Source organism: Promicromonospora sp. Populi (genome assembly GCF_041081105.1).
In the GTDB taxonomy this organism is placed as follows: Bacteria; Actinomycetota; Actinomycetes; order Actinomycetales; family Cellulomonadaceae; genus Promicromonospora.
On sequence record NZ_CP163528.1, the window covers coordinates 510,033 to 534,058 of the forward strand.

Below are 24,026 nucleotides of genomic sequence, written 5' to 3' on the forward strand. Positions count from 1 at the left end.
ACGAACCGGGCATACCGTTCGCGTATGGGCCTGGCTTCAGTGCCAGCGGAAGAGCCGCGCCGCGCCGGCGCCCAGCGCCGCGGTCCAGGCCAGCAGGACCACCACGGAGAACGGCGGGACCGCGCCGTACAGCAGGGCCCCGCGCATCGCCTCGCCCAGCGCGCCGGACGGCAGGAGCACGGCGGCGTGCGCCAGCGGCCCCGCGAGCTGCGCGGCGGGCAGGAGCACACCACCGCCCACGGTGAGCAGCACAAGCACCAGGTTTGCCACGGCGAGCACACCCTCGGCGCGCAGGGTCCCGGCCAGCAGCAGCGCCAGGGCGGTGAACGCGGCGGTGCCCAGCAGTCCGGCGCCGACGACGGCGGGCAGCGCACCCACCTCCGGCCGCCACCCCAGGGCCAGCGCGACTCCGGAGATGACCACCACCTGCACCACCTCGACGGCGAGCACACCGAGCACCTTGCCGGCCAGCAGCCCGCCACGGCCCAGCGGCGTGGTCGCCATGAGGCGCAGCACGCCGTTGCGCCGGTCGAACGCGGTGGCGATCGCCTGGGACGTGAACGCCGTCGACATGACGGCGAGCGCGAGCACCCCCGGGGTCACGAAGTCCACGCGGGTCAGCCCCTGCGTGTCCAGGTCGATGAACGAGGTGCGCACTAGGGCGAACAGCACCAGCACGGGCAGCACTATCGTCACGAGCAGCTGCTCGCCGTTGCGCAGGATCGCGCGCGTCTCGAACGAGGTCTGCGCGAGGATCCGGCGGACGACGGGCGCGGCGGCGGGCTCGGTCCCCACACTCATCGCAGGTTCCTCCCGGTGAGGTCGAGGAAGACGTCCTCGAGCGTGCGGCGGCCGGTGGTGACCGACCGAGCCAGCACACCGCGGCCCGCGAGCCACCCGGTAACCGTTGCGAGCGCCACGGGGTCAACGGCCCCGGTCAGGGTGTAGACCCCGGTCTCGCCCTCAGCGACCACCCACCCCTCCCCGAGGGGAAGGGCTGCGCGCAGGCTCGTCAGGTCCAGGCCCGGGGTGGCCTCGATGCGGATCGAGCCGGGACCCGTGCCGGCCTCGGTCAGCTCGCGGACGGTGCCGGACGCGATGGTGCGGCCGTGGTCCACGATGTGCACGTGGTCGGCGAGGTCGGCGGCCTCGTCCATCAGGTGGGTGGTGAGCACGATGGCGACGCCGTCTGCGCGCAGCTCGCGCACGAGGTCCCACACGGCGCGCCGGCTCTGCGGGTCCATCCCGGCGCTGGGCTCGTCGAGGAACACGACGTCGGGCCGCCCGACGACGGCGGCGGCCAGCGCGACCCGCTGGCGCTGCCCGCCCGACAGGCGGCGCACGGTGGTGCGGGCGAAGCCGTGCAGCCCCAGGCGTTCGGCGAGCTCGTCCACGGGCCGCGGCGCGGCGTACATGGCGGCGACGTGCCGCAGCAGCTCCAGCGCGCGCACCCCGGTGGGCAGCCCGCCGTCCTGCAGCATCACGCCGACGCGGGGGCGTAGGAGACGCGCGTCGGCGACGGGGTCGAGGCCCAGCACGCGCACGGTGCCGCCGTCGGGGGAACGCAGGCCCTCGCAGCACTCGACGGTGGTCGTCTTGCCCGCTCCGTTGGGGCCGAGGACGGCCGTGACCGCGCCCCGGCGGGCGATCAGGTCCAGGCCGTCCACGACGGCGCGGCCGTCGTAGTTCTTGACCAGGCCGCGCACCTCCACGGCAACCTCGGTCCCGGCACCGGCAGAACCGGCGTCGGCGCGAGCGGGACGGGCTGTGGCGGCGCTCGCGACGGCCGCCGGAGCGGGGTCTATCGCAGGCGCGTCGGACAAGGGCACCGCACAATCGTAGGCGGCGGCAGAACGACCGGCGTCGCGCTACGTGACCTGGGTGTGGACCGACCGTGTGAGATGTGTCGCGATCGGCGCGAACTGAGGGTCGCCTTCCTTGCGCATCTCGAATTAGGGAACAAGGATGTTCTCAAAAGCATTGGCGTCTGTGAGGACGCGCACACCTGGGTGAAGTCTGCCCGGACCGACGTGAGGGGAGGTGACCAGCATGAGCGCACCGACACAGGTGACAGTGGGCCACGTGGCGAGCCACGAGACCGACGGCACCACCCGCCGGCGAGTGCTCGAGCTGGTTGCGTCCCGCGGCCCGGTCACGGCCGGAGCGCTGGCCGCCGTCCTGGAGCTGACGGCCCCGGCCGTGCGTCGGCACCTGACCCTCCTGGAGGAGGACGGCCAGATCGCCGTCCACGAGGCCACGCCGTCGGGCACTCCCCGGCGCGGGCGTCCCGCCCGCAGCTACGTCGCCACGAGCGGCGGCCAGTCCGAGCTGGAGGGCGGCTACCAGGAGATCGCGCGGCAGGTCCTGCGCTTCCTCCGGGAGACGGGCGGCAGCGAGGCCGTGATGGGCTTCGCCAAGGACCGGTTCGACGCCGTGGCCCGCAGCTACGCGCCGCACCTCACCGCCGACTCCGCCGAGGGCCGGGCCGCCCAGCTCGTCCAGCTTTTGTCGGCCGACGGCTACGCCGCCTCCGTGCGGCCCGTGCCGGCGCCGCTGACCGGGCCCACGGCCGGGGTCGTGGCGCCCGCGGTCCAGCTCTGCCAGGGGCACTGCCCGGTCCAGCACGTGGCCGAGGAGTTCCCCGAGCTGTGCGAGCAGGAGGCTCGCGCATTCAGCGAGCTGCTTGGCTCGCACGTCCAGCGGCTCGCGACCATCGCGGGCGGCGCGCACGCTTGCACCACGAACATCCCAGTGAACCTCCCCGTGAACATGTCCGCGCACCTCCCCGCGAACATTCCCGCGACCCCCACCGAAGGAAAGTGATGAGCGCAGAAACGCAAGCGCCAGAGCAGCGCTCCGACGATGAGATCATCGCCAGCATCGGCTCTTACGAGTACGGCTGGCACGACAGCGACGCCGCGGGCATGTCCGCGCAGCGAGGTCTCAGCGAGGCGGTGGTGCGCAACATCTCGGCTCTGAAGAACGAGCCCGAGTGGATGCTGAACCAGCGGCTCAAGGCCCTGCGCCTCTTCGGCAAGAAGCCGATGCCGAGCTGGGGCTCCGACCTGTCGGGCATCCACTTCGACAAGATCAAGTACTTCGTGCGCTCCACGGAGAAGCAGGCCACGTCGTGGGAGGACCTCCCGGACGACATCAAGAACACGTACGACCGGCTCGGCATCCCCGAGGCCGAGAAGCAGCGCCTCGTCGCGGGCGTCGCCGCCCAGTACGAGTCCGAGGTCGTCTACCACCAGATCCGTGAGGACCTGGAGGAGCAGGGCGTCATCTTCGTCGACACCGACACGGGCCTGCGCGACTACCCGGAGCTGTTCCAGGAGTACTTCGGCACGGTCATCCCGTCGGGCGACAACAAGTTCGCCGCGCTGAACTCGGCAGTCTGGTCGGGCGGCTCGTTCGTCTACGTGCCGCCGGGTGTGCACGTCGAGATCCCGCTGCAGGCCTACTTCCGGATCAACACCGAGAACATGGGCCAGTTCGAGCGCACGCTGATCATCGCCGACGAGGGCTCCTACGTGCACTACGTCGAGGGCTGCACGGCGCCGATCTACACGTCGGACTCCCTGCACTCCGCGGTCGTCGAGATCATCGTCAAGAAGAACGCCCGCGTTCGCTACACGACGATCCAGAACTGGTCGAACAACGTGTACAACCTGGTCACCAAGCGCGCCACGGCCGCTGAAGGCGCCCAGATGGAGTGGGTCGACGGCAACATCGGCTCGAAGGTCACCATGAAGTACCCGGCGATCTACCTGCTGGGCGAGCACGCCCGCGGTGAGACGCTGTCCATCGCCTTCGCGGGCGAGGGCCAGCACCAGGACGCCGGCGCCAAGATGGTGCACGCCGCGCCCAACACGGTCTCGTCGATCGTGAGCAAGTCCGTGGCGCGCGGCGGCGGCCGCACGTCATACCGCGGCCTGGTGCAGGTGCTCGAGGGCGCCAAGCACTCCGCGTCCAACGTCCTGTGCGACGCGCTGCTGGTGGACCAGATCTCCCGCAGCGACACCTACCCGTACGTCGACGTCCGTGAGGACGACGTCTCCATGGGTCACGAGGCCACGGTCTCGCGGGTGAGCGAGGACCAGCTGTTCTACCTCATGTCCCGGGGCATGGAAGAGACCGAGGCCATGGCCATGATCGTGCGCGGGTTCGTCGAGCCCATCGCGCGCGAGCTGCCCATGGAGTACGCACTCGAGCTCAACCGCCTCATCGAGCTGCAGATGGAAGGGTCCGTCGGCTGACATGACTCTCACGACCGATCACTCGCGCGCTGTTGCCGACGGCGCCCACACGCACGGCGTCGTCAAGCCCCAGGGCTCACGAGCCGAGCGCCTCACGTCCTTCGACCTGGCGGACATCCCGATCCCCAACGGCCGCGAGGAGGAGTGGCGCTTCTCCCCGGCCGATCGCCTCCAGCCGCTGTTCCAGGCTGAGCTGGGCACCTCGGGCGTCACGGTCCAGGTGACCCCCGCCCCCGAGGTGACCGTCGAGACCGTCGGGCGCGACGACGCCCGCCTCGGCACCGCCGGCAAGCCCGGCGACCGCACCGCCGTCACCGCGTGGAACGCTTTCGAGCAGGCCACCATCGTGACGGTGCCCAAGGAGGCGGTGGCCTCCGAGGTCACCTCCGTGCGCCTGACCGGCGTGTCCAAGGAGGCGACGGCGGCCCACGTGCTCGTGCGTGCCGAGCGGCACTCCGAGGCCGTCGTGGTCATCGACCACGCGGGCGCCGGCCTGCTCACCGAGACCGTCGAGATCGTCGTCGAGGACGGCGCGCACCTCACCGTCGTCAGCGTCCAGGACTGGGCCGACGGCGCAGTGCACGCCTCCTCGCACCGGGCCCGCATCGGGCGCGACGCGAAGCTCAAGCACGTCGTGGTGACGTTCGGCGGCGACGTCGTGCGCATCACGCCGGACGCCGAGTTCACGGCGACCGGCGGCGACGTCGAGATGGTGGGCCTGTACTTCGCGGACACCGACCAGCACCAGGAGCACCGCCTCTTCGTGGACCACGCGGTGCCGGACTGCAAGTCCCGCGTGACCTACAAGGGCGCGCTCCAGGGCTCCGGCGCGCACACGGTGTGGGTGGGTGACGTCCTGATCCGGGCGAACGCCGAGAACACCGACACCTACGAGCTCAACCGCAACCTGGTCCTGACGGACGGCGCGCGTGCGGACTCGGTGCCGAACCTCGAGATCGAGACCGGCGAGATCGCCGGCGCCGGCCACGCCAGCGCCACCGGCCGGTTCGACGACGAGCAGCTCTTCTACCTCAAGTCCCGGGGCATCAGCGAGATGGAGGCCCGCCGTCTGGTCGTGCGCGGCTTCTTCGCCGAGCTCATCCACCAGATCGGCGTCCCGTCCGTCGAGGAGCGCCTGCTCGCCTCGATCGAGGCCGAGCTGGAGAAGTCGATGAGCGTCATCACCGGGGCGCCGCCGGTAGTGCCCGCCGAGGCCGAGGTGGCTCCGAGCGCATGACCGCACAGCTGGCCTGTATGACCGACGACCTGGGACCGGAGGAGGCGATGCTCGTGGAGCTCGACGGCGCCGACGGCGCCCCGGTCCCGGTCGCCGTCGCACGCGATGCGGACGGCAACTTCCACGCCATCTCCGACATCTGCTCGCACGGCGCAGTCTCGCTGTCCGACGGCGAGGTGGAGGGCTGTCTTGTCGAGTGCTGGCTGCACGGCTCCCAGTTCGACCTGCGGACCGGTCAGCCCGTCCAGCTTCCGGCGGTGCGCCCTGTGCCCGTCTACCCGGTGACCGTCGACGGCGAGCGGGTGCTCGTCGACATCGACGTCACCGTCCCCGTTTCTTGATTCATTGACTTTCGCAAGCTAACCCTGGAGCAACCGATATGCCCACCCTCGAGATCCGCGACCTGCACGTCAGCGTCGAGACCAAGGAAGGCCCCAAGCCGATCCTGCGCGGCGTCGACCTGACGATCGCCAGCGGCGAGACCCACGCGATCATGGGCCCCAACGGCTCGGGCAAGTCCACCCTCGCGTCGGCCCTGGCCGGCCACCCCAAGTACACCGTCACGTCGGGCACCGCCACGCTCGACGGCGAGGACCTCCTGGCGATGAAGGTCGACGAGCGCGCTCGCGCCGGCCTGTTCCTCGCCATGCAGTACCCGGTCGAGGTCGCCGGCGTTTCGGTCGCGAACTTCCTCCGCACCGCCAAGACCGCCATCTCCGGCGAGGCCCCGAAGCTCCGCACCTGGGGCAAGGAGGTCAAGGACGCGATGGAGAACCTCCGCATGGACCCGGCCTTCGCCGAGCGTTCCGTGAACGAGGGCTTCTCCGGTGGTGAGAAGAAGCGCCACGAGATCCTGCAGATGGAGCTCTTCAAGCCCCGCTTCGCCATCCTCGACGAGACCGACTCCGGCCTCGACGTCGACGCGCTGCGCATCGTGTCGGAGGGCGTGAACCGGGCCAAGGAGACCAGCGACATCGGGATCCTGCTCATCACGCACTACACGCGCATCCTGCGCTACATCAAGCCCGACTTCGTGCACGTCTTCGTCGACGGCCGGATCGCGGAGGAGGGCGGCTCCGAGCTGGCCGACCGCCTCGAGGAAGAAGGCTACGACCGGTACCTCACCGCGAACAAGCCGGTCTCGGCCTGATCCACTGATCCATCGCGAGGGGACATCATGACCACCACCACCGTGCGCCCGGGCGGTTTCGCCGCGGGTGACGCCGCCGCCGGACCGTCGACGGCCGCGCTCTCCACGACCGAGCTCGCCGCCGTCCGGGCGGACTTCCCGCTGCTCGAGCGCACGGTGCGGGGCGGTCAACCCCTCGTGTACCTGGACTCCGCCGCCACGTCCCAGAAACCGCAGGTGGTGCTCGACACCGAGGTGGACTTCTACGAGCAGCGCAACGCCGCGGTCCACCGCGGTGCGCACCAGCTCGCCGAGGAGGCCACCGAGGCGTTCGAGCAGGCCCGCGCGGCGGTCGCCGCGTTTGTCGGTGCCGACGACGGCGAGATCGTCTGGCAGCCGGGCGCCACCGCCGCGATCAACGTCGTGGCGTACGCCTTCTCCAACGCGTCCCTGGGGCGCGGGGGAGAGGCCGCCGCACGGTTCCGGCTCGCACCCGGCGACGAGATAGTCGTCACGGAGGCAGAGCACCACGCGAATCTCGTCCCGTGGCAGGAGCTGTGCGCCCGCACGGGCGCCACCCTGCGCTGGATCCCGGTGGCCGACGACGGCCGGCTCGACCTGTCGACCCTTGACCAGATCGTCACCGAGCGCACCAAGGTGCTGGCCTTCGGGCACGTCTCCAACGTGACCGGCGCGGTGGCCCCCGTGGCCACGCTGGTCGCGGCGGCCCGGCGCGTCGGGGCCCTCACGGTGCTCGACGCGTGCCAGTCCGTGCCGAACATGCCCGTGAACTTCCACGAGCTCGGCGTCGACTTCGCCGCGTTCAGCGGCCACAAGATGCTCGGCCCCACCGGTGTCGGCGCGCTCTACGGGCGCCGGGAGCTGCTGGAGGCCATGCCGCCCACCGTCACCGGCGGGTCCATGGTCGAGGTAGTGACCATGGAGGCCACCACGTACGCGCCGCCCCCGCAGCGCTTCGAGGCCGGCACCCAGATGGTCGCCCAGGCCGTCGGCATGGGCTGCGCGGCCCAGTACCTCGGGGAGCTCGGCATGGCCGGCGTCGCCCGGCACGAGTCCGAGCTCGCGGCGGAGATGCTCAAGATCGCCGACATCCCGGGGGTCCGGGTGATCGGCCCGCTCGACACGGCCGACCGGCTGGCAGTGGTCTCGTTCGTGGTCGAGGGCGTGCACGCGCACGACGTCGGGCAGGTGCTCGACGACAAGGGGATCGCCGTCCGCGTGGGCCACCACTGCGCACAGCCGCTGCACCGCCGGTTCGGCGTCGCCGCGACAGCCCGCGCCTCGGCGTCGGTCTACACGACGGTCGAAGAGGTTGTGGCGTTCCGGGAAGCGTTGGCGGGGGTCCGCGCGTTCTTCGGAGCAGAGTAGTAACTTCGGCAGGGCTGAGTTCGGAAAGAGGCAGCGGCGTGAGCACGCTCGAGCAGATGTACCAGCAGGTGATCCTGGACCACGCGAAGCGTCCCGTGGGCCGTGGGCTCGTCGACCTCGCGTCGACCGACCACGGGCACCTCGCAGGGGAGTCGCACCAGGTGAACCCGACCTGCGGCGACGAGGTGACCCTCCGGGTCGACGTCACGCCCGACGGCGAAGTGGCGGGCGTCTCGTGGGAGGGGCAGGGCTGCTCCATCTCCCAGGCGTCGGTCTCCGTCATGACCTCGCTGGTCGAGGGCGCGCCGCTGACCGAGGTCGCGCGGCTGGACCGCCTGTTCCACGACCTGATGTCGTCCCGCGGCAAGGGCCTGGACGACGACGCGGAGGACGCCCTCGGCGACGCGACCGCCTTCACCGGTGTGTCGCAGTACCCCGCGAGAATCAAGTGCGCGCTGCTCGGCTGGGCGGCGCTCAAGGACTCGCTGGCGCGCAGCGGCGCGCTGGCAACGAGCTGAGGAGAGACCCATGACCGAGGCGAGTACCGACGTCGAGCAGGAAGTCGCGGCCGCTCCCGCTGAGGGAGCGAGCTCTTCGCCCACCACCGTGGTGGACGTCGAAGAGGGGATGCGCGACGTGATCGACCCCGAGCTGGGCATCAACGTCGTGGACCTGGGCCTGATCTACGGCATCCAGGTGGACCAGAACAACCACGCGACCATTGATATGACGCTCACGTCGGCGGCCTGCCCGCTGACGGACGTGATCGAGGACCAGACCGCGCAGGCGCTCGAAGGCCTGGTGGACGGGTTCCGCGTGAACTGGGTCTGGATGCCGCCGTGGGGTCCGGAGAAGATCACGACCGACGGCAAGGAGCAGCTGCGGATGCTCGGGTTCAACGTCTGAGGATCTAAGAGGTCGGTCGGCGGGATCCTGAACTGGGTAAACGCCGTCTGACCGGGTGGGGTGAGCCGCTGGGCGGATCACCCCACCCAGGCCTGGTCAGCCGATGAAGGCGACCCCGACGGGTGGAGTGAGCAGCGGCGCCAGCACCTTCGCGCGACCGGTGTCCAGGTTGACGTCGACCAGCAGCGACAGGCCGAGAAGCCCGCCGGTCCGCACCGCGGCCACGGCACGGTAGTCCTTCGCGTCGTAGTCGCCGGCCCGGGCAGCGCCATCGATGTCGAACCCGTTGGTCGCCACGACGTTCAGGCCGAGGCGGCCGACGGGGAACAGCTGTCCGGTGTTCGGTGACACGACCGGTGTCGCGCCGGGGACGCTGCCCTGCAACACGAGCGTGTCCGTGCGGGAGTCCAGGCCGTACAGCGCGGTCGAGGTGGCCCCCGCGACGCTGTTCGTGTAGCCGGACGCGGCGACCTCCGGCCTGCCGCCGCCGGTGGCGTAGGCCAGGGTGCTGTCGACCGCAGCCACCGCGCCTGTGTCGGGGTGGAGCCGCAGGTTCTGGCCGGTGTCTGTGACGAGCCGGATCCGGTCGACGGTCGGGTTGAAGTCCAGGCCGACGGCCCGCCCGGTGAGCGCTACCGGCGCGCCGACCTTCGTGGCCTTCCCCGACTTGGCGTCCACCGTGTACAGCTGACCGGACGCGCCGATGACGTACACCGTGCCGTTGGCCGGCCGCACGTCCATGCCGACCAGCCGGTCGTGGTGCGCGAGACCGGTGATCCGGACCCGGTGCTCGACGACCACCGGCTGGTTTCCGTTGTGCCGGCTCAGCACGCCGTTCGAGCCGAGTACCAACAGGTCACTGCGGTTCTGGTGCGTCGATGCGGATGCCTCCGCCGCGGACGCGTCCGCCGCGGATGCCGCCGGCGCGGCCAGCGCACCGGCGGCCAGCACGGCGGCGACCACGATTCCGATTCGTCTCATCACGAGTTCCTTCCATTCTTCGGGTGGGACGTCTGGGGTTACGTCCGCGACCCCGCAGGCGTTCATCGCGCGATGACGAGGGCACACACCGCCGCGTTCACCTTGGTAGACACCGCATCTGAATGCGGGACGCGGATTGTCCGTATACCCTCGCGTGACACTCGCGACCGACGGCCGGGCGGACCGGAACCGGGCACCCGTGGTGAGGAGCGTGATGGACCTGCCCGGGAAGCGGGAGGAATCGTTCGACGTGGTGAGCGCCTACGACGGTCACGGCAGGGAGCTGTACGCGTTCGCGCTCGCCGCGTTGGGTGACCGGTCCCAGGCAGAGGAGTGTGTCCAGGACACGTTCGTCCGGGCGTGGCGCGCGCGAGAGACCTATCGGCCGGACCTGGCGTCGGTGCGGACCTGGCTGTTCGCGATCGCGCGGAACCTCGTGACCGACACGCTTCGAGCGCGGCAGCGCCGGCCGCGAACGGTCGAGGCGATCGCGGGCGAAGATCGCGCCGACCCTGCTGACCATGTCGGGGCTAGCCTGGACCGGCTGCTGGTGGCGGAGGCGCTGATCCAGCTGTCTGTGGAGCACCGCCAGGTGATCGTCGAGGTGCAACTCAACGGCAGGTCCTATGAGGACCTGGCGAGGATCACGCGCGTCCCGGTGACCACGCTGCGGACCAGGATGTACTACGGGCTGCGGTCCCTGCGAACAGCCCTGAAGGAGGTGGGCGAGACCCATGCCTGACGAGCAGAGTCCCTCCCATGGACGAGAGCGCGCCCGCGAGCTGTTAGAGCTCGGTGCCCACCGTGAGCTCGACGACGCCGAACAGGACGAGCTGATCCGGCTCCTGCACGATCATCCAGGCGTCGAGTACGACGACTTCACCGCGGAACTGGGGTCGCTCAGCTCGCTCGGCCGGCTGGACGACGCGCTGCCGTCACCGGCTCTGCGCGAGCGGATCACCACCGCGACCGGGTTCGACACCGCCCCCCCGATGCAGCCGCGCCGCTGGTCTCGTCCCCTCCTCGCCGCGGCCGCCGTCGCATTGATCGCTCTCGGAGCGGCCGGCAACGCCGTGGTCGGCACACTGCTCGAGGACGAACCTCCGAGCGGGCCACCGGGCACGCTCGGGGTGGTCGAGGCGATCGACTTCACCGGCGAGCCGTCCGGGGTCGAGGTCGATGCCTCCGTCGTCGCGCACACCTGGGGCACCGAGACGCGCATTGACGTCGACGGGTTGCCGGAAGGCGAGACCTTCACTGTCGTGGTGCTCGGGTCCGACGGTGCCGAGTTCGCATCGGGCACGTTCATCGGGTCGGCCGTTCCGGTCCGGTGCGCGATGAACGCCGCAGTGCTGCGTACCGACGTCGCCACAGTCGAGATCCGCGATGCGGCCGGGCACATCGTGATGTCGTCGGACCTGTCGCCGGCCGCGGCATGACGACGTCTGAGGCTCCGCACGCGACGGTGCCCCCGGAACCCACTGGGTTCCGGGGGCACCGTGCGTTGGTCAGCTGAACTGCAGGCTGTTGAGGTTCCAGCCGCCGTTGTCCTGGTAGACCGTCAGGGTCTGCACCCCGGCCGGCAGTGTCACCTGGGTGGTGACGGTCGTCCAGGTCTGCCAGCCGCCGGTCGCCGGGAGGCTGACGTTGCCGCTCAGGTTGGTACCGGATGCACTGACCAGGTGAAGTGCATTCGTCACCGCAGACGGCGCCGCGACGCGGAGCGCCACGGTGTACGTCCTGGCCGTGGCGACGTTGACGGTGTAGTGGAACCACTGCCCGGTGCTGGTCCAGCCCAGGTTGTGGCCGCCACCGGTGTCCGACGTGGTCTCGAGGTCGACGCCGTCGGCCCGGTAGCCGTTCGCATTACCGTTGATCGAGTTCACGCTGTACGCGACACCCTGGCCGCCGGTGTTGTAGTTCTCCGCCTGCACGGTGCCGGGGACCGCGGCGGGCGTGCCGCCGAACGGACCTTCGACCGGGGTGCCCGTCTGCCAGCTGTTGCCGCTGAGCGATGCGGCGAACCCACCCGAGTTGTTGATGTACGGCGTCCCGCCGCCGTTCACGGTGTTGCCGGTGATCGTCGCGGACCCGGAGGGAGCGGGGTAGAACGCCGGTGAGATGACGATGCCGTTGCGCCAGGGCGAGGTGACGGTGTTGTTCTGCAGCAGGGTGTTGGTCGAGGTGGAGAAGCCGATCCCGTCGTACACCGAGTTGAGGATGGTGTTGTTGGTCGCGGTGACCCGGTCGACCACACCGACGTTCTGCCCGTCACCGCCGTTCCCGATGTGGAACGCCGGCTGCCCCTGGCTGTAAGCATTCCCACCGGACCGGACCACGGTGTTGCCGGTGACGGTGGTCGAGAACAGGTCGTTGCCGTTGACACCGAACCGTCCCGCACCCAGACCGATGTAGCGAGCAGTGTCGGAGACGTAGTTGTTCTCGACCCGATGGCCGCTGCCGCCGTAGATGCCGATGCCCTTGCCGCCCCAGGGAGCGATCGACGTATTGTTCGTCACCACCGCGTTCGCCATCGGGGTGTAGTAGACCCGGGTGCCGTCGAAGTCGTTGTAGTTGACGGAGTTGACCGCCAGGGCGTCGTCACCGGTGCCGCGGACGAAGTTGTTGGTCATGGCCAGGTTGTTGCCGACGGAGTTGCCCATCGAGACGTTGTTGATGTTGGCGCCGTCGGCCCAGATCGTCGTGAGGCGGTTGTTCCGGATGGTGCCGCCGGTGCCGGAGGCCCAGAAGCCGGACATCGTGTGCTGGGTCCAGATCCCCTCGGCCAACCAGTTCGTCCCGGTGATGTCCATCGAGCCGCCGGCGCCGTCGAGCGTAACGCGGCTCGTCGCGTTGGAGTCGACGTGCAGGTTCCGGATCGTGGTCGAGGTCAGCCCCCACAGCGGGGGCAGTGGAGTGCTGTTCGGGAGCGGGACATCGCGGTAGATCGTGCTGTGCCAGGAGCCCGCTCCCGCGATGGTGATGCCCTGCGCGAGCAGCCCCTGGGTGCCCTTCACGTAGAACGTGCCGGCCGGGATCCACAGCACCCTGCCCTGCGACTGCGCCTGGTTGATGCAGTTCTGGATGGCTGCCCGGCTGTCCACCGAGGACGGAGAGGCTGCACCGTTGGTCGGCGTGTTGTCCGCGACTGCGCCGCACTCGGTGATGGAGAGCGAGCCTGCAGGCTGGGCGAGCGGAGCCGGCGCGTTCTCCACGTCGACGACGTCGATGTCGTAGAAGGCGGCCGAGTTCCCCGAGTCCTTGCGCAGCATGAACGTGCTGCCGGCGGCGATCGGCGTACCGGTGATGAAGGTGTGCGTCTCGTCGAAGAACGCGCGCGGGTTGCCGTTGGAGGGGTTCTGGTTGTTGCCGTTGTAGTTGTCGTTGCCCTCGTAGAGCCAGGTCTGCCGCGAGTTGACGTTGAGGGTCTGGCGCAGGCCGCCGTTGACGTACAGGTTCAGCGTGCTGGTCTGACCGCCACCGCTGCTGGTGTCGGGGATGCTCACCCGGACGGTGATCGCGTTGATCGGGCCGCCGGTGTTGTTGGTCCACTGCACACTCTGACCGGTGCCCGTGAGGCGGGCATAGGCGTGACCGGAGGCCTCCAGTGCAGCACTCGAGTACTGGGTCGTCGGAGCTGCGGTCAGCGACACCGACGTCGCGCCACCCCCGAGCGAACCGGCTTCGGCTTCGTACGATGTGAACGGGACCGTCGCGGCGGTGACAGCGATGTCATCGGCTGCGGCTGGAATACCGAGCACGGCAGCGATCGGGATGGCGAGGGCGGTGGCACATGCGGCGCCGACGAGTCGGCGAAGTGAGACAGAAGAGTGCATGTCTTCCTCTCTGGCCGCGCAGGGTCGGGCACGGGCTGTGCCGAGGGTTGGCGACTACGCGGACCACGATGTCCGAAAATTGCAATCATGTGTTGATAAGTTTCGGTTGCACCGGATGAAATTGAACCGCCAATGCCATCAAGCCGTCAAGATGCGCAGTCTAGGTAGATCGCACACCCCGCGTCCCGTTTTGTCGGATATGCCTTCCCTTGGGTCCATGGCTTGTGGTGGCATGGCGTCGTGATCACAAACCCGGCTGTGGGCGACTCTGTCGCGACTGCGTCAAGGTCGTGGGCCGGTCGGTCGGCGACGCGCTTGCACGACCCCGCGGACCTCCCGCTGCTCGCCGAGGTGCTCTCGGCGCCCGATGCCGAGCCGGCCTGGTCCGGGCTGCGGATGCAGTGGGGCGATGTCGCACCGGTCTGCCTGGGGACGAGGGAGCGTGCCTGGTTGGTGACCAGCTACCAGGTCATCGCCTCCCTGGCGCGGGACTCCAGCATGGTCACGACCGATACCACCGCCTGGAACGGTGATCCGGAGGGGCTCCCGGCGTTTCTTCGGCCGGCGTTCCGGTCTCGGGACTGGCAGATGGTCGAGACGAGCACCGGCCCCGAGCATGCGCGCCTTCGCGCCCCGTTGGACGAGGTCCTGGCCGCTGTCGACGCGGCTGAGATCGGCCGGGTCGCGCAGGCCGTGTGCGAGGAGATGGTTGCCCGGCTGCGTGACCTAGCCCGCGCCGAACCCGGCCGTGAGATCGACCTGATGCGTGAGTACGTCGAGCCCGTGGCGAGGCTCGGGTTCGGCACGCTCCTGGGCCTGGACGCAGAGATTGGCCGGCAGCTCTTCGAGCTCAGCGCCGATCCGGCAGCGGGCCAGGGCGACGCGAGCCTGGGCGAGCTGAGCTTCCTGATCGGCGGTCAGACGATGCGTGACGCGGGAGGTGGCGTGACGCCTGCAGGCCTGCTCGCCGGGCACCGCGACTACGACGGCCGTGAGGCGGTCCTGGGCATGCTGTCCCTGGTCTCCGGCGCGAGCGCGGGCCTGCAGGCATGGCTGGGGCAGGCCCTGCATCTGGCCCTGACCGACCCGAAGTTCGCCCGGCGGTTGGCTGGCGGGCGCCTCGCGATCGACGAGGCGCTCGAGGAGGTCCTGTGGGACGCCTCCCCGGTGAGCGTGCTCGCCCCGCGCTTCGCGCTCAAGGAAGGCCACCTGTTCGGCGAGGCCAGCTGGATCGAGCGCGGTGACGCGGTACTCCTTGCGGTCGGGGCTGCAGCCTGCGACCCGGAGATCCGCGGCACGGGGTCGTGGGACAAGTTCGGCAACCGGGCCCACCTGGCCTGGGGCGCCGGCTCGCACCGGTGCCCGGCGTCCGGGCAGGCGCGGCTGATCGTCCGCACCGCCGTCGAGACGCTGCTGCGCCAGGTCGAACCCGTCCTGGCCACCAGCGACCGCCAGCCCAGATGGGCGCCCGACCTGCGGTTCCGTCGCCCGGAGTCGCTGCCCGTCACACTCGGCACAGACGTAGTGACCACTGACAGAGGAGAGTTGTGAGCAGCACCCCACGCACCACCCGAGTCCTGAATGCTGCCCTGACCCCGTTCATCAAGGGTCACCGGGACCCCGCCAGGTCCTGGGCACAGGCGGTCGCGCAGGTAGAGAAGAAGGCAGGCACCAAGGACCGCCCGTTTGCCACCGACCTCGGCAGGATCCTCGATGGAGCGGCAGAGATCCCGGGGCTGTCGCCGCTGGGCTGGTTCCTCATCTTCAACGAGGTCAAGGGGAAGTACGTCAATCGGCTGCGGGTCAACCGTGTGTTGTCCGAGCACCCGCAGGTTGCTGACGAAGCGATCACAGCGCCGGTGTTCGTGTGCGGCCTGCCGCGCACCGCGACGACTCTGGCCCACCGGATCCTTGCGGAGTCGCCCGACCATCGTGGCCCGTTGACGTGGGAGCTGCAGCACACGGCTCTGCAGGACCCGCAGGGGGCGCGGAAGGTGATCAGGCAGCTCGAGCAGGCCCTCTCCCTGATGGAGCTGGTCGCTCCCGGCCTCCAGCAGAAGCACCCGACCTACATCGACCGGCCGGAGGAGTCGGTGCTCTTCTTCGCGCACGGGATCCACTGGCCGCTTCAGCGCGGGCCGATGCCGTCCTACAGTGCGTGGCTCGCCGACCACGATGTGCGGTCGGAGTACGAGTACCTGAAGCTTGGGCTCCAGGTGCTCCAGCACGGGCGCGAGCCCAAGCGGTGGGTGCTGAAATACCCCGGGCACCTGGGCGACATGGACACGATCAGGCACGTGTTCCCGGACGCCACGTTCGTGTGGACCCACCGCGACCCCGTCACGGTCATCGGCTCGTTCGCCAGTCTCCTGGAGACCCTGCATGCCATGGGCCAGCACGAGGTGGACCCCGAAGTGATCGGACGATCCGTGCTGGACCATATGGTCACCCAGGTCCAGCGCGGCCTCGAGATGCGCATGATCATGCCGCCGTCCTCGATCGTGGACGTGCCGTACCACAAGCTCAGCGCCGACCCGTTCACGGAGGTCCCTCGGCTGTACTCGGCGATCGGGGCGAGGTGGACCACCCGCGACCAGGAGCACCTGGCCGAGGTGATCGCCAAGCCCAAAGGCACTCCCTCTCACCGGTACGACCTGTCCCGCTACGTGGACCGCGCCGAGGTCGAGGCGGCGTTCGCGCCGTACAACCGCATGCTGGACCGCCTCGACCTGCGAGACGCGGCCCCGGCCGTCGAGCTGTGAGTCCCAAGGTTGGTAGTCCCAAGTCTGGGACTAATCTCAACGTAGTGGAGGCGTTGCCGCCGGAACCGTAACCCGTCACGCCCCACGACCGCTGACCGGGTACCGCACAGGGAGGGTCGAGATGACGACGACGGACCAGGGCTTCACCGATCCCGCGCTCGCTGCGCGGCTCAGCGACGCGCAGTGGGACAAGCTCCTCTCCCGCGCCGAGCCGCGCGACGTCGTGCGAGGGGACTATGTCTTCCGGGCCGGCGACCGCGACTACCCCATGATCCTGGTCGAGTCGGGTGAGATCGAGATCGTGCGCGACGCCCTGCGGTGGACCGGAGAGGAGGTCCTGGCCGCGATGGGTCCCCGGTCGTTCGCTGGCGAGCTGGGGCTCCTCAACGGCCAGAGTGCTTTCCTTTCGGCGCGAGCGACCGGACCTGGCCGGGTCTGGTGTCTCGCTCGCCCCGACCTACGTCGGGTCATGGCCGAGGAGGACGAGCTCGGCGACCTCATCCTGCATGCGCTGTGGGCACGGCGAGAGCTGCTGCGGCGGGGCTCGGCCGCGATGACGCTCAAGTTCGTCGGACCGGAGACCTCCGGCGAGTTCCTCGCGCTGCGCCGGTTTGCCGAGCGGCTCGACCTCGTGCACACGGCCGTGCCGCTCCCGCTGGACGGTTCGGCAGCTCATCCGGTGCACGCCTACCCGGCCGAGGACCTTCCGATCGCTTTTGTCCAGGGCGAGCCGATCGCACGCGCGACTCCCGGTGTGCTCGCCGAACGTCTCGGGCTGAGCTACGAGCCGGGCGACGAGGCAGTCGTGGACCTCGTGGTGATCGGTGGGGGACCGGCAGGGCTCGCCGCTTCGATCTATGCGGCGTCCGAAGGGCTGAGCACGTTGCTGCTTGAGGCGATCGCTCCGGGCGGCCAGGCGGCGTCCACGTCCCGGATCGAAAACTTCCTCGGGTTCCCTTTCGGTGTGAGCGGAGGAGATCTCATCGGGCAGGCCACGCTGCAGGCCATCAAGTTTGGCGTGCGCGTCTACGCGCCGTGCCAGACTGCCGCGCTCGCGTCGGCCGGCGACGAGCTCGAGGTGACTCTCACCGACGGCCGGACCATCCGTGCGCGCACGGCGATCGTCGCTTCGGGCGCGGCGTACCGGCGGCTGCACCTCGACCACTGGGAGGAGTTCGAGGGTTCCGGCATCCACTACGCGGCGACACCGCTGGAGCTCAAGCAGGTGACCGAGTCTCCAGTGGTCGTGGTGGGCGGGGCGAACTCAGCGGGTCAGGCCGCGCTGTACCTCGCGGCCAACGGCTGTCCCGTGCACCTCGTCGTACGGGGCAGCGACCTAGGGGCGCGGATGTCGTCGTACCTCGTCGACCGGCTCGCGGAGGACTCACGCATCCAGGTCCACCGGGAGTCGAACATCCTCGCGCTGGACGGGGACCAACACCTGGAGTCGGTCTCGATCGACACCGCCGGTCAGGTCGCGGCGCGGGGCCTGTTCTGCTTCATCGGCGCCGAGCCGGCGACGTCCTGGCTACCGGCGCTCGACCGCGACCAAGCGGGCTTCATCCGCACCGGCACCGACGTCACACCTGCGGCCCTGGAGGGGTGGCTGCCGCTGGGGCGCGGCCCGCTCCCGTTCGAGACCTCGGTTCCGCGGGTCTTCGCCGCGGGTGACGTCCGCCGCGGATCCATGAAGCGCGTGGCCGCGGCGGTCGGCGAGGGGTCGAGCGCGGTCGCTTCGGTCCACCGGGTACTGGGAGCGCCGGTCGCGTGAGCCACGGATATCAGGGTGAGCCGCGGTCGATCGAAGCCGAGACCCCCGCCATCGTGGAGGAAGTCCTCGTCGGTGAACCGGTGAGCATCGTCGACTACCTCGCCATGCCCGAGAGCGACGACATCGACTTCGAGCTCGAGCGTCTGGGCGTGACCACTCGCGCCGCCGGAACGTAGGTGGCAAGGCCCTGGTCAGGCGGCAGGGCGAACACGCGTTTGTCGCTGGCCTGCTGCGGCTCCCTGTCCTGTTCGCCGAGACCGCGCAACTCTCGCTCAACGAACGCGGAACTGAGCCGTTCAGGAAGGGGAACGAGTGGAGCACCTGCTGACGCGGACGCTCGACCACGGTGCGGTCGACCGCCTCGACCGCCTCGACGGCCCGGAGGGCGGGGGAAGAACTGTTGTCCTACAGCGGTGTCAGCGCAGAGGCCTTTCATGAGTTCATCGCGATCGACCGCGTGCGGGAATGCATACACCTGGTCGTCGCTTCGGACGATTGACCAATGGCCAAGCCGACCGGCGAACTACTAGGTCAGGTCCACATGACACGTCTCAAGGTCTAGGTCATGACGTCGACGGCCCTGCTCGAGCAATGACGAGACCGCGAATATAACGGTGAGCCGTGAGGCCTTCGTCGCTACGCTCCGATGACCGGACCGAGGAGCACACGACATGATCGACCTGGACAAGCTGGACGCCGTAGCGCTGGAGCGGTCGTTCAGCGGCGTCGTGACGATCGACGTCGGTGATCGCAGGGTCCTGGAGCGCTCCTACCGGCTGGCCCATCGCGCCCTGCAGGTGCCGAACACCCCGACCACACGGTTCGCGATGGCGAGCGGCAGCAAGAGCTTCACGGCACTGGCGATCATGCAGCAGGTCGTGGCCGGGACCCTGCGGCTGCAGGACCCGGTGCGTCAGTATCTCGGTGACGATCTGCCGTTGATCGACGACGGTGTCACGATCGAGCACCTCTTGACCCATACCTCGGGGATCGGCGACTACCTCGACGAGGACGCCGACTGGGATCGCGCGGACCATGTGCTGCCCGTTCCCGTGCACACGCTCGAGACGGCCGAGTCGTTCGTCCCGATCCTGGGCGGCTTCCCCAGCAAGCACGCGCCCGGTGCGCGGTTCACGTACTGCAACGGCGGGTACATCGTGCTGGCGATCGTGCTGGAGCGGGTCACGGGGCGGCAGTTCCAGGACGTCGTGGACACCGACGTGATCCAGCCCGCGGGGCTGGCGAGCACGGCGTACCTGCGATCCGACGAGCTGCCCGGGGACGCCGCGCTGGGCTACCTGCATCCGGAGGGCGATCGCAGCAACGTGCTGCACCTGCCGGTGCGTGGCAACGGCGACGGCGGCGCCTACACGAGCGCGGCCGACCTGCACCGGTTCTGGCAAGCGCTGCATGCCGGCGCGATAGTGCCCCTCGACGTGGTCGCCGAGGTGACCCGTCCGCGGTCGGAGGTGCCGGAGGAGGACCTGCGGTACGGCCTCGGGTTCTGGCTCCACCCGGACGACCCCGCGGTCGTGCTGGGTGGCTTCGACGCGGGTGTCGCCCTCCGCTCGACGCACGATCCCGCGACCGGTACGACGGCGACCGTGTTCAGCAACTGCACGTTCGGGTCGGGAGCCGTCGTCGAGCTGCTCCAGGAGTCCTGGCCAGAGGTGCTGGCTCCGGCGTGACGAGGTGCCCCTGGAACCCAGCGGGCTCCAGGGGCACCAGCGGCGTTGTCGCCGAGGCTCAGCTCCCGCCGCCGATCACCGTGATCTCGACGGTCGTCCAGTCGCGGGTGCCCTCGCTGTCCGTCGCGATCAGCCGGGCGGTGTACCGGCCAGGCTCCTCGTAGGCGTGCGTGACGGCGGTCCCCTCCGCCGTCGTCCCGTCACCGAGGTCCCACTGGTAGGAGACGATGTCGCGCCCCTCCGGGGCGACCGCGGAGCCCGACAGGTCGATCGGGAGCCCCACCCAGCCGACCGGGCGGTCGGCCTCGGCCGTCACGACCGGGGCGGTGTCGTCGGCTATGCCGCGGCCGTGGAAGACGAGCCAGTCGAGACCGAGGTCGGCACCGTCGGCCGGCTCGCGCTTGCTCGTCACGACGAGGTACAGGGTGGTGGCACCCTCCTCGTCCTCGACGTCGATGGTGGGCGAGACGACCTGCCCCGCACCGGTGGCCTTGGCGACCTTGACCTGACCGAGCTTGCGTCCGGTCGGGCTGCCGGCCCGCACCTCGACGGTCGTGTCGGCAGCGCCGCGGACGGCGCCGATCGTCAGGGCGTCGATCCCGCGCAGGTCGACGGGGCCGAATCCGATCCAGTCGCCGTGGTCGGCGTCGGTCACGAGCCGGCCGCCCCGGGCGTCGGCGCCGTCGACCACGGTGACGCCCGAGCTCTCGGAGTAGAACTCGGCCTCCTTGTCGCGCACCTGCAGGCGGTTGATGTCCTGGCCGGCCAGTGCCGGGACGCCGTCGGCGCCGAGGTCCTGGTAGCCCGCCCCGAGCACGGGGTAGACGTTCTGGCCAACCCCGTGGTCCGCCGGGTCGAGGAACACCGACCCGGTGCACCCGGTGTAGTTGTCCAGGGGATGCGAGTGGCCGTCGTGACCCAGCTGGGTGTTCACCGCGACCTCCGCGCAGTCGATGGTGCCCGCCTCGGTGGTGCCGTCCTCGGCGTCGGCCACGTCGACGGAGTACGGGACGGTGTCGCCGAGCTCGGCGAAACCTCCGTGGAACGGCGCCCCGAAGGAGACTTCTGGCCGGGTGTTGCCGACGGTGATCTTCTGCACGGAGACGCCGGTGAACTCGTCGCTGTCCGTGACCGTCAGGCGGGCGCTGAACTGGCCGCGGTCGGTGTAGGTGTGCACGGGGTTGGCCTCGGTGGAGTCGACGACACCGTCGTTCTCGAAGTCCCACGCGTAGGTGATCTCCAGCCCGTCGGGGCTCTCGCTGGTGTCGCCGGTGAAGGCGACGGTCAGTGGTTCCGAGCCGGAGTCGACGTCGGCGGCGAACCGGGAGATGGGCCGTCGGCCGTCGGCCGCGTAGTCGACGCGGTAGATGCCCGCATCGGTGTTGGTGCTACCGCGGCCGGCGCCTGATCCGCGGCCGAAGTCGATGATGTAGAGCGAGCCGTCGGGGCCGAACTCGGCCTCGAACGGGGCGACGAACGTCTCGCCCGCGAGGAACGGGTCGATCGAGGCGAGAGCGCCGGTCTCGTCCAGCGAGAGCACCTTGTAGTAGTTGCGGGCGTACTCGGAGACGAACCAGTGCCCGTCGAAGCTTTCGGGGAACTTCGTCTTGACGTCCAGCTCCGGGTCGTAGCGGTAGACCGGCCCACCCATCGGGGCGGCCCCGCCCGAGCCGAGCTCGGGGAACTCCTCGGAAGGTCCGTAGCCGTACCAGACGAGCGGTTCCTGTGACGGCGGGAGCTCGCGCAGGCCCGTGTTGTTCGGGGACTCGTTGACCGGGTTGGCGCAGTCGAACGCCGCCCCGGAGGCTCCGGTGGCGAAGTCGTAGTCGATGTACGCCTGGTTGTCGGCGTGGCAGTACGGCCAGCCGTGGTTGCCCGGCTCGGTCATCCGGATGAACTCGACCTGGCCGTCGGGACCACGCAGCGGGTTGGCCACGCGGGCGTCAGGCCCGTAGTCCCCGATGAGCACCGCACCGGTCCCGGGGTCGACGGTGATCCGGAACGGGTTGCGGAAGCCCATCCCGTAGATCTCCGGACGGGTCCCCTCGGTGCCCGGCGCGAACAGGTTGCCCGCCGGGATCGAGTAGGTGCCGTCGTCCTCGGGGGTGATCCGCAGGACCTTGCCGCGCAGGTCGTTCGTGTTGGCGGACGTGCCCTGCGCGTCCCAGCCGCGGCGGCCGGGACGCTCGTCGATCGGGGTGTAACCCTGCTGGTCGAACGGGTCGGAGTTGTCACCGGTGGCCACGTACAGGTCGCCGTCGGGCCCCATCGCGAGCGAGCCGGCCATGTGGGAGTTGGCGCGGCCCTCGCCGCGCCAGATGGTGAAGTCGAGCAGACGTTCCTCCGACGCCGGGTCGATGATGCTGTCCGGCCCCATCGTGAACCGCGAGAGGTTCATCTTCGCGACGTCGGGGTCGCTCCAGAGCAGGTACAGCCACCCGTTCTCGGCGAAGTTGTTGTCCAGGGTGATCCCCAGGAGTCCGTCGGACTGCGTGAGCAGGTTGAGGGAGTAGTCCAGGTCCAGGGCCGTGGTCTGGCGGAGCGTGTCCTGGTCCAGCACGACCACCTGGCCGGTGCGCTGGATGTAGATGACCCGGCCGTCGTCTGCCACATCCAGCTCGAACGGGTCGCGGAGTCCCTCGGTGACCAGCGGGACCTTGTCGAACGCGGTGGCCTCGGCGTGGTCGGAGCCGGCCGGGACGTCATGTGCCGTGGCGGCCGTGGAGGCGGGGACCAGGGCGCCGAGCACGACGACCAGAGCGGTCGTCGCGCCCAGGGCCCGGCGGTGCAGTGCGGACATCAGAACTCCCTCGTGCTGGGTCGGATGTTTCTGGGCAGACGTGCCCCGCGCTCCGGAGAGGAGAGGCGGGCGAGCTCAGTAGCGCAGCTCGGCGAGGTAGCCGAGGCTGTTGCACGCGGAGGTCACGCCGTCCGGGGAGGGCTGGTCGTGCTCGGTGAAGCCGTACCGGACACCGGCGAGCGACTTGGCGGCAAAGATCTCGGCGAAGTTGATGGTGCCCTCGCCGACGTCCGCGAAGGAGCCGTCCGCCGCCATGTCCTTGAGGTGCAGCAGCTCGAACCGGCCCGGGTACCGCTCGAACAGGTCGACGGCCGAGATGCCCGCGCTCGCGGCCCAGTACACGTCGAGCTCCATGGCGACGAACGCCGGGTTGGTCTCGCGGACCAGGACGTCGTAGCCGGTGACCCCGTTCTCGGCGGTCCCGAACTCGAACCCGTGGTTGTGGTAGGCGACCCGGATGCCCTCGGCGGCGAGCCGCTCGCCCACCTCGTTGAGGATCGCGGCGATCCGGGAGTAGTCCGCCAGGGTCCAGTCGCCGGACCCCGAGATGCGCACGTACCGTGCCCCGATCGCATGGGCCTCCGAGACGACCAGGTCGAGGTCGTTCTGGAGGTTCGACAGGCTCACGCCGAGCGAGGGCACATCGAACCCCGCCTCCTCGGTGAGCGGCGCCAGCTCCGCAGCGGAGTAGCCGTAGAAGTTGCCGGCGCTGCCCGAGGGCTCGATGTTCTGGAAGCCGCAGGCCGCGAGTGCCGAGAGCGTTCCTTCGGCGTCGGTGGGCATGGTCGCGCGGACCGTGTAGCCCACCAGGCCGATCCTGGACAGGTCGACGGACCGCCTGCCGGTGACCGGGTGCGGGCTACCGACCTTCGAGACGGCGGCGGCGTGGACGATCTTCCAGCGCTCACGGCTGGTAAGGACTCGCTCGCGCACGAGGGCACTGGTCTCGGAGACGACCGTCCTGAGGAACGCGGCGTGCGTCCGGAACGGCGCGTCCGCCATGATCTTGTCCAGCACGGTGCAGCCGTCATCGGTCTCGTGGTTCGGCACGCCGGAGTCGGCGTCGGCGCCGAACCAGACGGTGGCCTCGCTCGTGTAGCCGTACGCGCACCCCACGGTCCCGGCCGCTGCCGGAGGAAGGGTCAGGAGCGGCAGGGACAGCACGGCGGCCACCGCGGCGGCGAGCCACCGTGTCACATGGTGTCTTGAGGTGCTTGCGGTGCGTTGCATCAGATGAACCTCTCCATCGAGGACCTTGCCTGCGCGGG

At 69.8% G+C, this 24,026-nt stretch carries 21 protein-coding genes; 15 read left to right on the top strand and 6 right to left on the bottom strand.

Annotated features, from left to right (window positions below; translation table 11 throughout):
• Nucleotides 1-36: 36 nt before the first annotated feature.
• The gene (locus tag AB1046_RS02180) at nt 37-801 is read right to left on the bottom strand and encodes an ABC transporter permease (RefSeq protein WP_369372146.1); all 765 of its coding nucleotides are present in this window, start codon (nt 799-801) and stop codon (nt 37-39) included.
• A complete protein-coding gene (locus tag AB1046_RS02185) occupies nt 798-1,712 on the bottom strand; it encodes an ABC transporter ATP-binding protein (protein WP_369375552.1) in 915 nt (304 codons plus the stop codon). Before AB1046_RS02185 ends, AB1046_RS02180 begins: the two co-directional genes overlap by 4 nt.
• A 337-nt stretch (nt 1,713-2,049) precedes the next feature.
• Between AB1046_RS02185 and AB1046_RS02190 the strand changes: the two genes are divergently transcribed.
• Genes AB1046_RS02190 through AB1046_RS02225 form a run of 8 tightly spaced genes read left to right on the top strand, consistent with a single transcriptional unit; the run spans nt 2,050 to nt 8,920 of the window.
• A complete protein-coding gene (locus tag AB1046_RS02190) occupies nt 2,050-2,823 on the top strand; it encodes a helix-turn-helix transcriptional regulator (protein WP_369372147.1) in 774 nt (257 codons plus the stop codon).
• Nucleotides 2,823-4,259 carry a Fe-S cluster assembly protein SufB gene (gene sufB / locus AB1046_RS02195; protein ID WP_369372148.1) on the top strand — a complete coding sequence of 479 codons (1,437 nt, stop codon included), beginning with the start codon at nt 2,823-2,825 and terminating at the stop codon, nt 4,257-4,259. Before AB1046_RS02190 ends, sufB begins: the two co-directional genes overlap by 1 nt.
• A 1-nt stretch (nt 4,260) precedes the next feature.
• A complete protein-coding gene (sufD, locus tag AB1046_RS02200) occupies nt 4,261-5,496 on the top strand; it encodes a Fe-S cluster assembly protein SufD (protein WP_369372149.1) in 1,236 nt (411 codons plus the stop codon).
• Entirely contained in the window at nt 5,493-5,837 is a 345-nt protein-coding gene (locus AB1046_RS02205) for a non-heme iron oxygenase ferredoxin subunit (protein ID WP_369372150.1), read from the top strand. Before sufD ends, AB1046_RS02205 begins: the two co-directional genes overlap by 4 nt.
• Nucleotides 5,838-5,875: 38 nt before the next feature.
• Nucleotides 5,876-6,646, top strand: coding sequence for a Fe-S cluster assembly ATPase SufC (gene sufC, locus AB1046_RS02210; RefSeq protein ID WP_369372151.1), 771 nt, complete (start codon nt 5,876-5,878; stop codon nt 6,644-6,646).
• Between the two features lie 27 nt (nt 6,647-6,673).
• Entirely contained in the window at nt 6,674-8,014 is a 1,341-nt protein-coding gene (locus tag AB1046_RS02215; protein ID WP_369372152.1) for a cysteine desulfurase, read from the top strand.
• A gap of 38 nt (nt 8,015-8,052) precedes the next feature.
• Nucleotides 8,053-8,532, top strand: a complete 480-nt coding sequence (sufU, locus tag AB1046_RS02220) for a Fe-S cluster assembly sulfur transfer protein SufU (RefSeq protein WP_369372153.1) — start codon at nt 8,053-8,055, stop codon at nt 8,530-8,532.
• A 10-nt stretch (nt 8,533-8,542) separates the two neighbouring features.
• Nucleotides 8,543-8,920, top strand: a complete 378-nt coding sequence (locus tag AB1046_RS02225) for a metal-sulfur cluster assembly factor (RefSeq protein ID WP_369372154.1) — start codon at nt 8,543-8,545, stop codon at nt 8,918-8,920.
• Nucleotides 8,921-9,016: 96 nt separating this feature from the next.
• Here AB1046_RS02225 and AB1046_RS02230 read toward each other — a convergent pair whose 3' ends face one another.
• Nucleotides 9,017-9,901 (bottom strand): DUF4394 domain-containing protein, encoded by an 885-nt coding sequence (locus tag AB1046_RS02230; protein WP_369372155.1) that lies wholly within the window; start codon nt 9,899-9,901, stop codon nt 9,017-9,019.
• A 154-nt stretch (nt 9,902-10,055) separates the two neighbouring features.
• Here AB1046_RS02230 and AB1046_RS02235 point away from each other — a divergent pair, with 154 nt between their 5' ends.
• Together AB1046_RS02235 and AB1046_RS02240 are read left to right on the top strand one after the other, a co-directional pair.
• Entirely contained in the window at nt 10,056-10,643 is a 588-nt protein-coding gene (locus tag AB1046_RS02235) for a sigma-70 family RNA polymerase sigma factor (RefSeq protein ID WP_369372156.1), read from the top strand.
• On the top strand, nt 10,636-11,340 hold the full coding sequence (locus AB1046_RS02240; RefSeq protein ID WP_369372157.1) for a hypothetical protein: 705 nt from the start codon (nt 10,636-10,638) through the stop codon (nt 11,338-11,340). Before AB1046_RS02235 ends, AB1046_RS02240 begins: the two co-directional genes overlap by 8 nt.
• 69 nt (nt 11,341-11,409) lie before the next feature.
• On the opposite strand, the gene AB1046_RS02245 is transcribed toward AB1046_RS02240, so the two are convergent.
• The gene (locus tag AB1046_RS02245; RefSeq protein ID WP_369372158.1) at nt 11,410-13,737 is read right to left on the bottom strand and encodes a carbohydrate-binding protein; all 2,328 of its coding nucleotides are present in this window, start codon (nt 13,735-13,737) and stop codon (nt 11,410-11,412) included.
• A 315-nt stretch (nt 13,738-14,052) separates the two neighbouring features.
• Here AB1046_RS02245 and AB1046_RS02250 point away from each other — a divergent pair, with 315 nt between their 5' ends.
• From AB1046_RS02250 to AB1046_RS02270, 5 genes are all read left to right on the top strand, one after another.
• Nucleotides 14,053-15,288, top strand: coding sequence for a hypothetical protein (locus AB1046_RS02250; protein ID WP_369372159.1), 1,236 nt, complete (start codon nt 14,053-14,055; stop codon nt 15,286-15,288).
• Nucleotides 15,285-16,499, top strand: coding sequence for a sulfotransferase (locus AB1046_RS02255; RefSeq protein WP_369372160.1), 1,215 nt, complete (start codon nt 15,285-15,287; stop codon nt 16,497-16,499). The genes AB1046_RS02250 and AB1046_RS02255 overlap by 4 nt, the downstream gene beginning before the upstream one ends.
• A gap of 121 nt (nt 16,500-16,620) precedes the next feature.
• Nucleotides 16,621-18,270, top strand: coding sequence for an FAD-dependent oxidoreductase (locus AB1046_RS02260; protein WP_369372161.1), 1,650 nt, complete (start codon nt 16,621-16,623; stop codon nt 18,268-18,270).
• Nucleotides 18,267-18,446: a hypothetical protein gene (locus AB1046_RS02265; RefSeq protein WP_369372162.1), complete on the top strand. Its 180-nt coding sequence runs from the start codon at nt 18,267-18,269 to the stop codon at nt 18,444-18,446. The genes AB1046_RS02260 and AB1046_RS02265 overlap by 4 nt, the downstream gene beginning before the upstream one ends.
• Nucleotides 18,447-18,941: 495 nt before the next feature.
• Complete coding sequence (locus tag AB1046_RS02270; RefSeq protein WP_369372163.1) at nt 18,942-19,958, top strand: serine hydrolase domain-containing protein; 1,017 nt, start codon at nt 18,942-18,944, stop codon at nt 19,956-19,958.
• A 58-nt stretch (nt 19,959-20,016) separates the two neighbouring features.
• Here the strand turns inward: AB1046_RS02270 and AB1046_RS02275 are convergent, their stop codons facing one another.
• Nucleotides 20,017-22,758, bottom strand: coding sequence for a PKD domain-containing protein (locus AB1046_RS02275; protein ID WP_369372164.1), 2,742 nt, complete (start codon nt 22,756-22,758; stop codon nt 20,017-20,019).
• A gap of 75 nt (nt 22,759-22,833) precedes the next feature.
• The gene (locus tag AB1046_RS02280) at nt 22,834-23,988 is read right to left on the bottom strand and encodes a sugar phosphate isomerase/epimerase family protein (RefSeq protein ID WP_369372165.1); all 1,155 of its coding nucleotides are present in this window, start codon (nt 23,986-23,988) and stop codon (nt 22,834-22,836) included.
• Nucleotides 23,989-24,026: the final 38 nt, after the last annotated feature.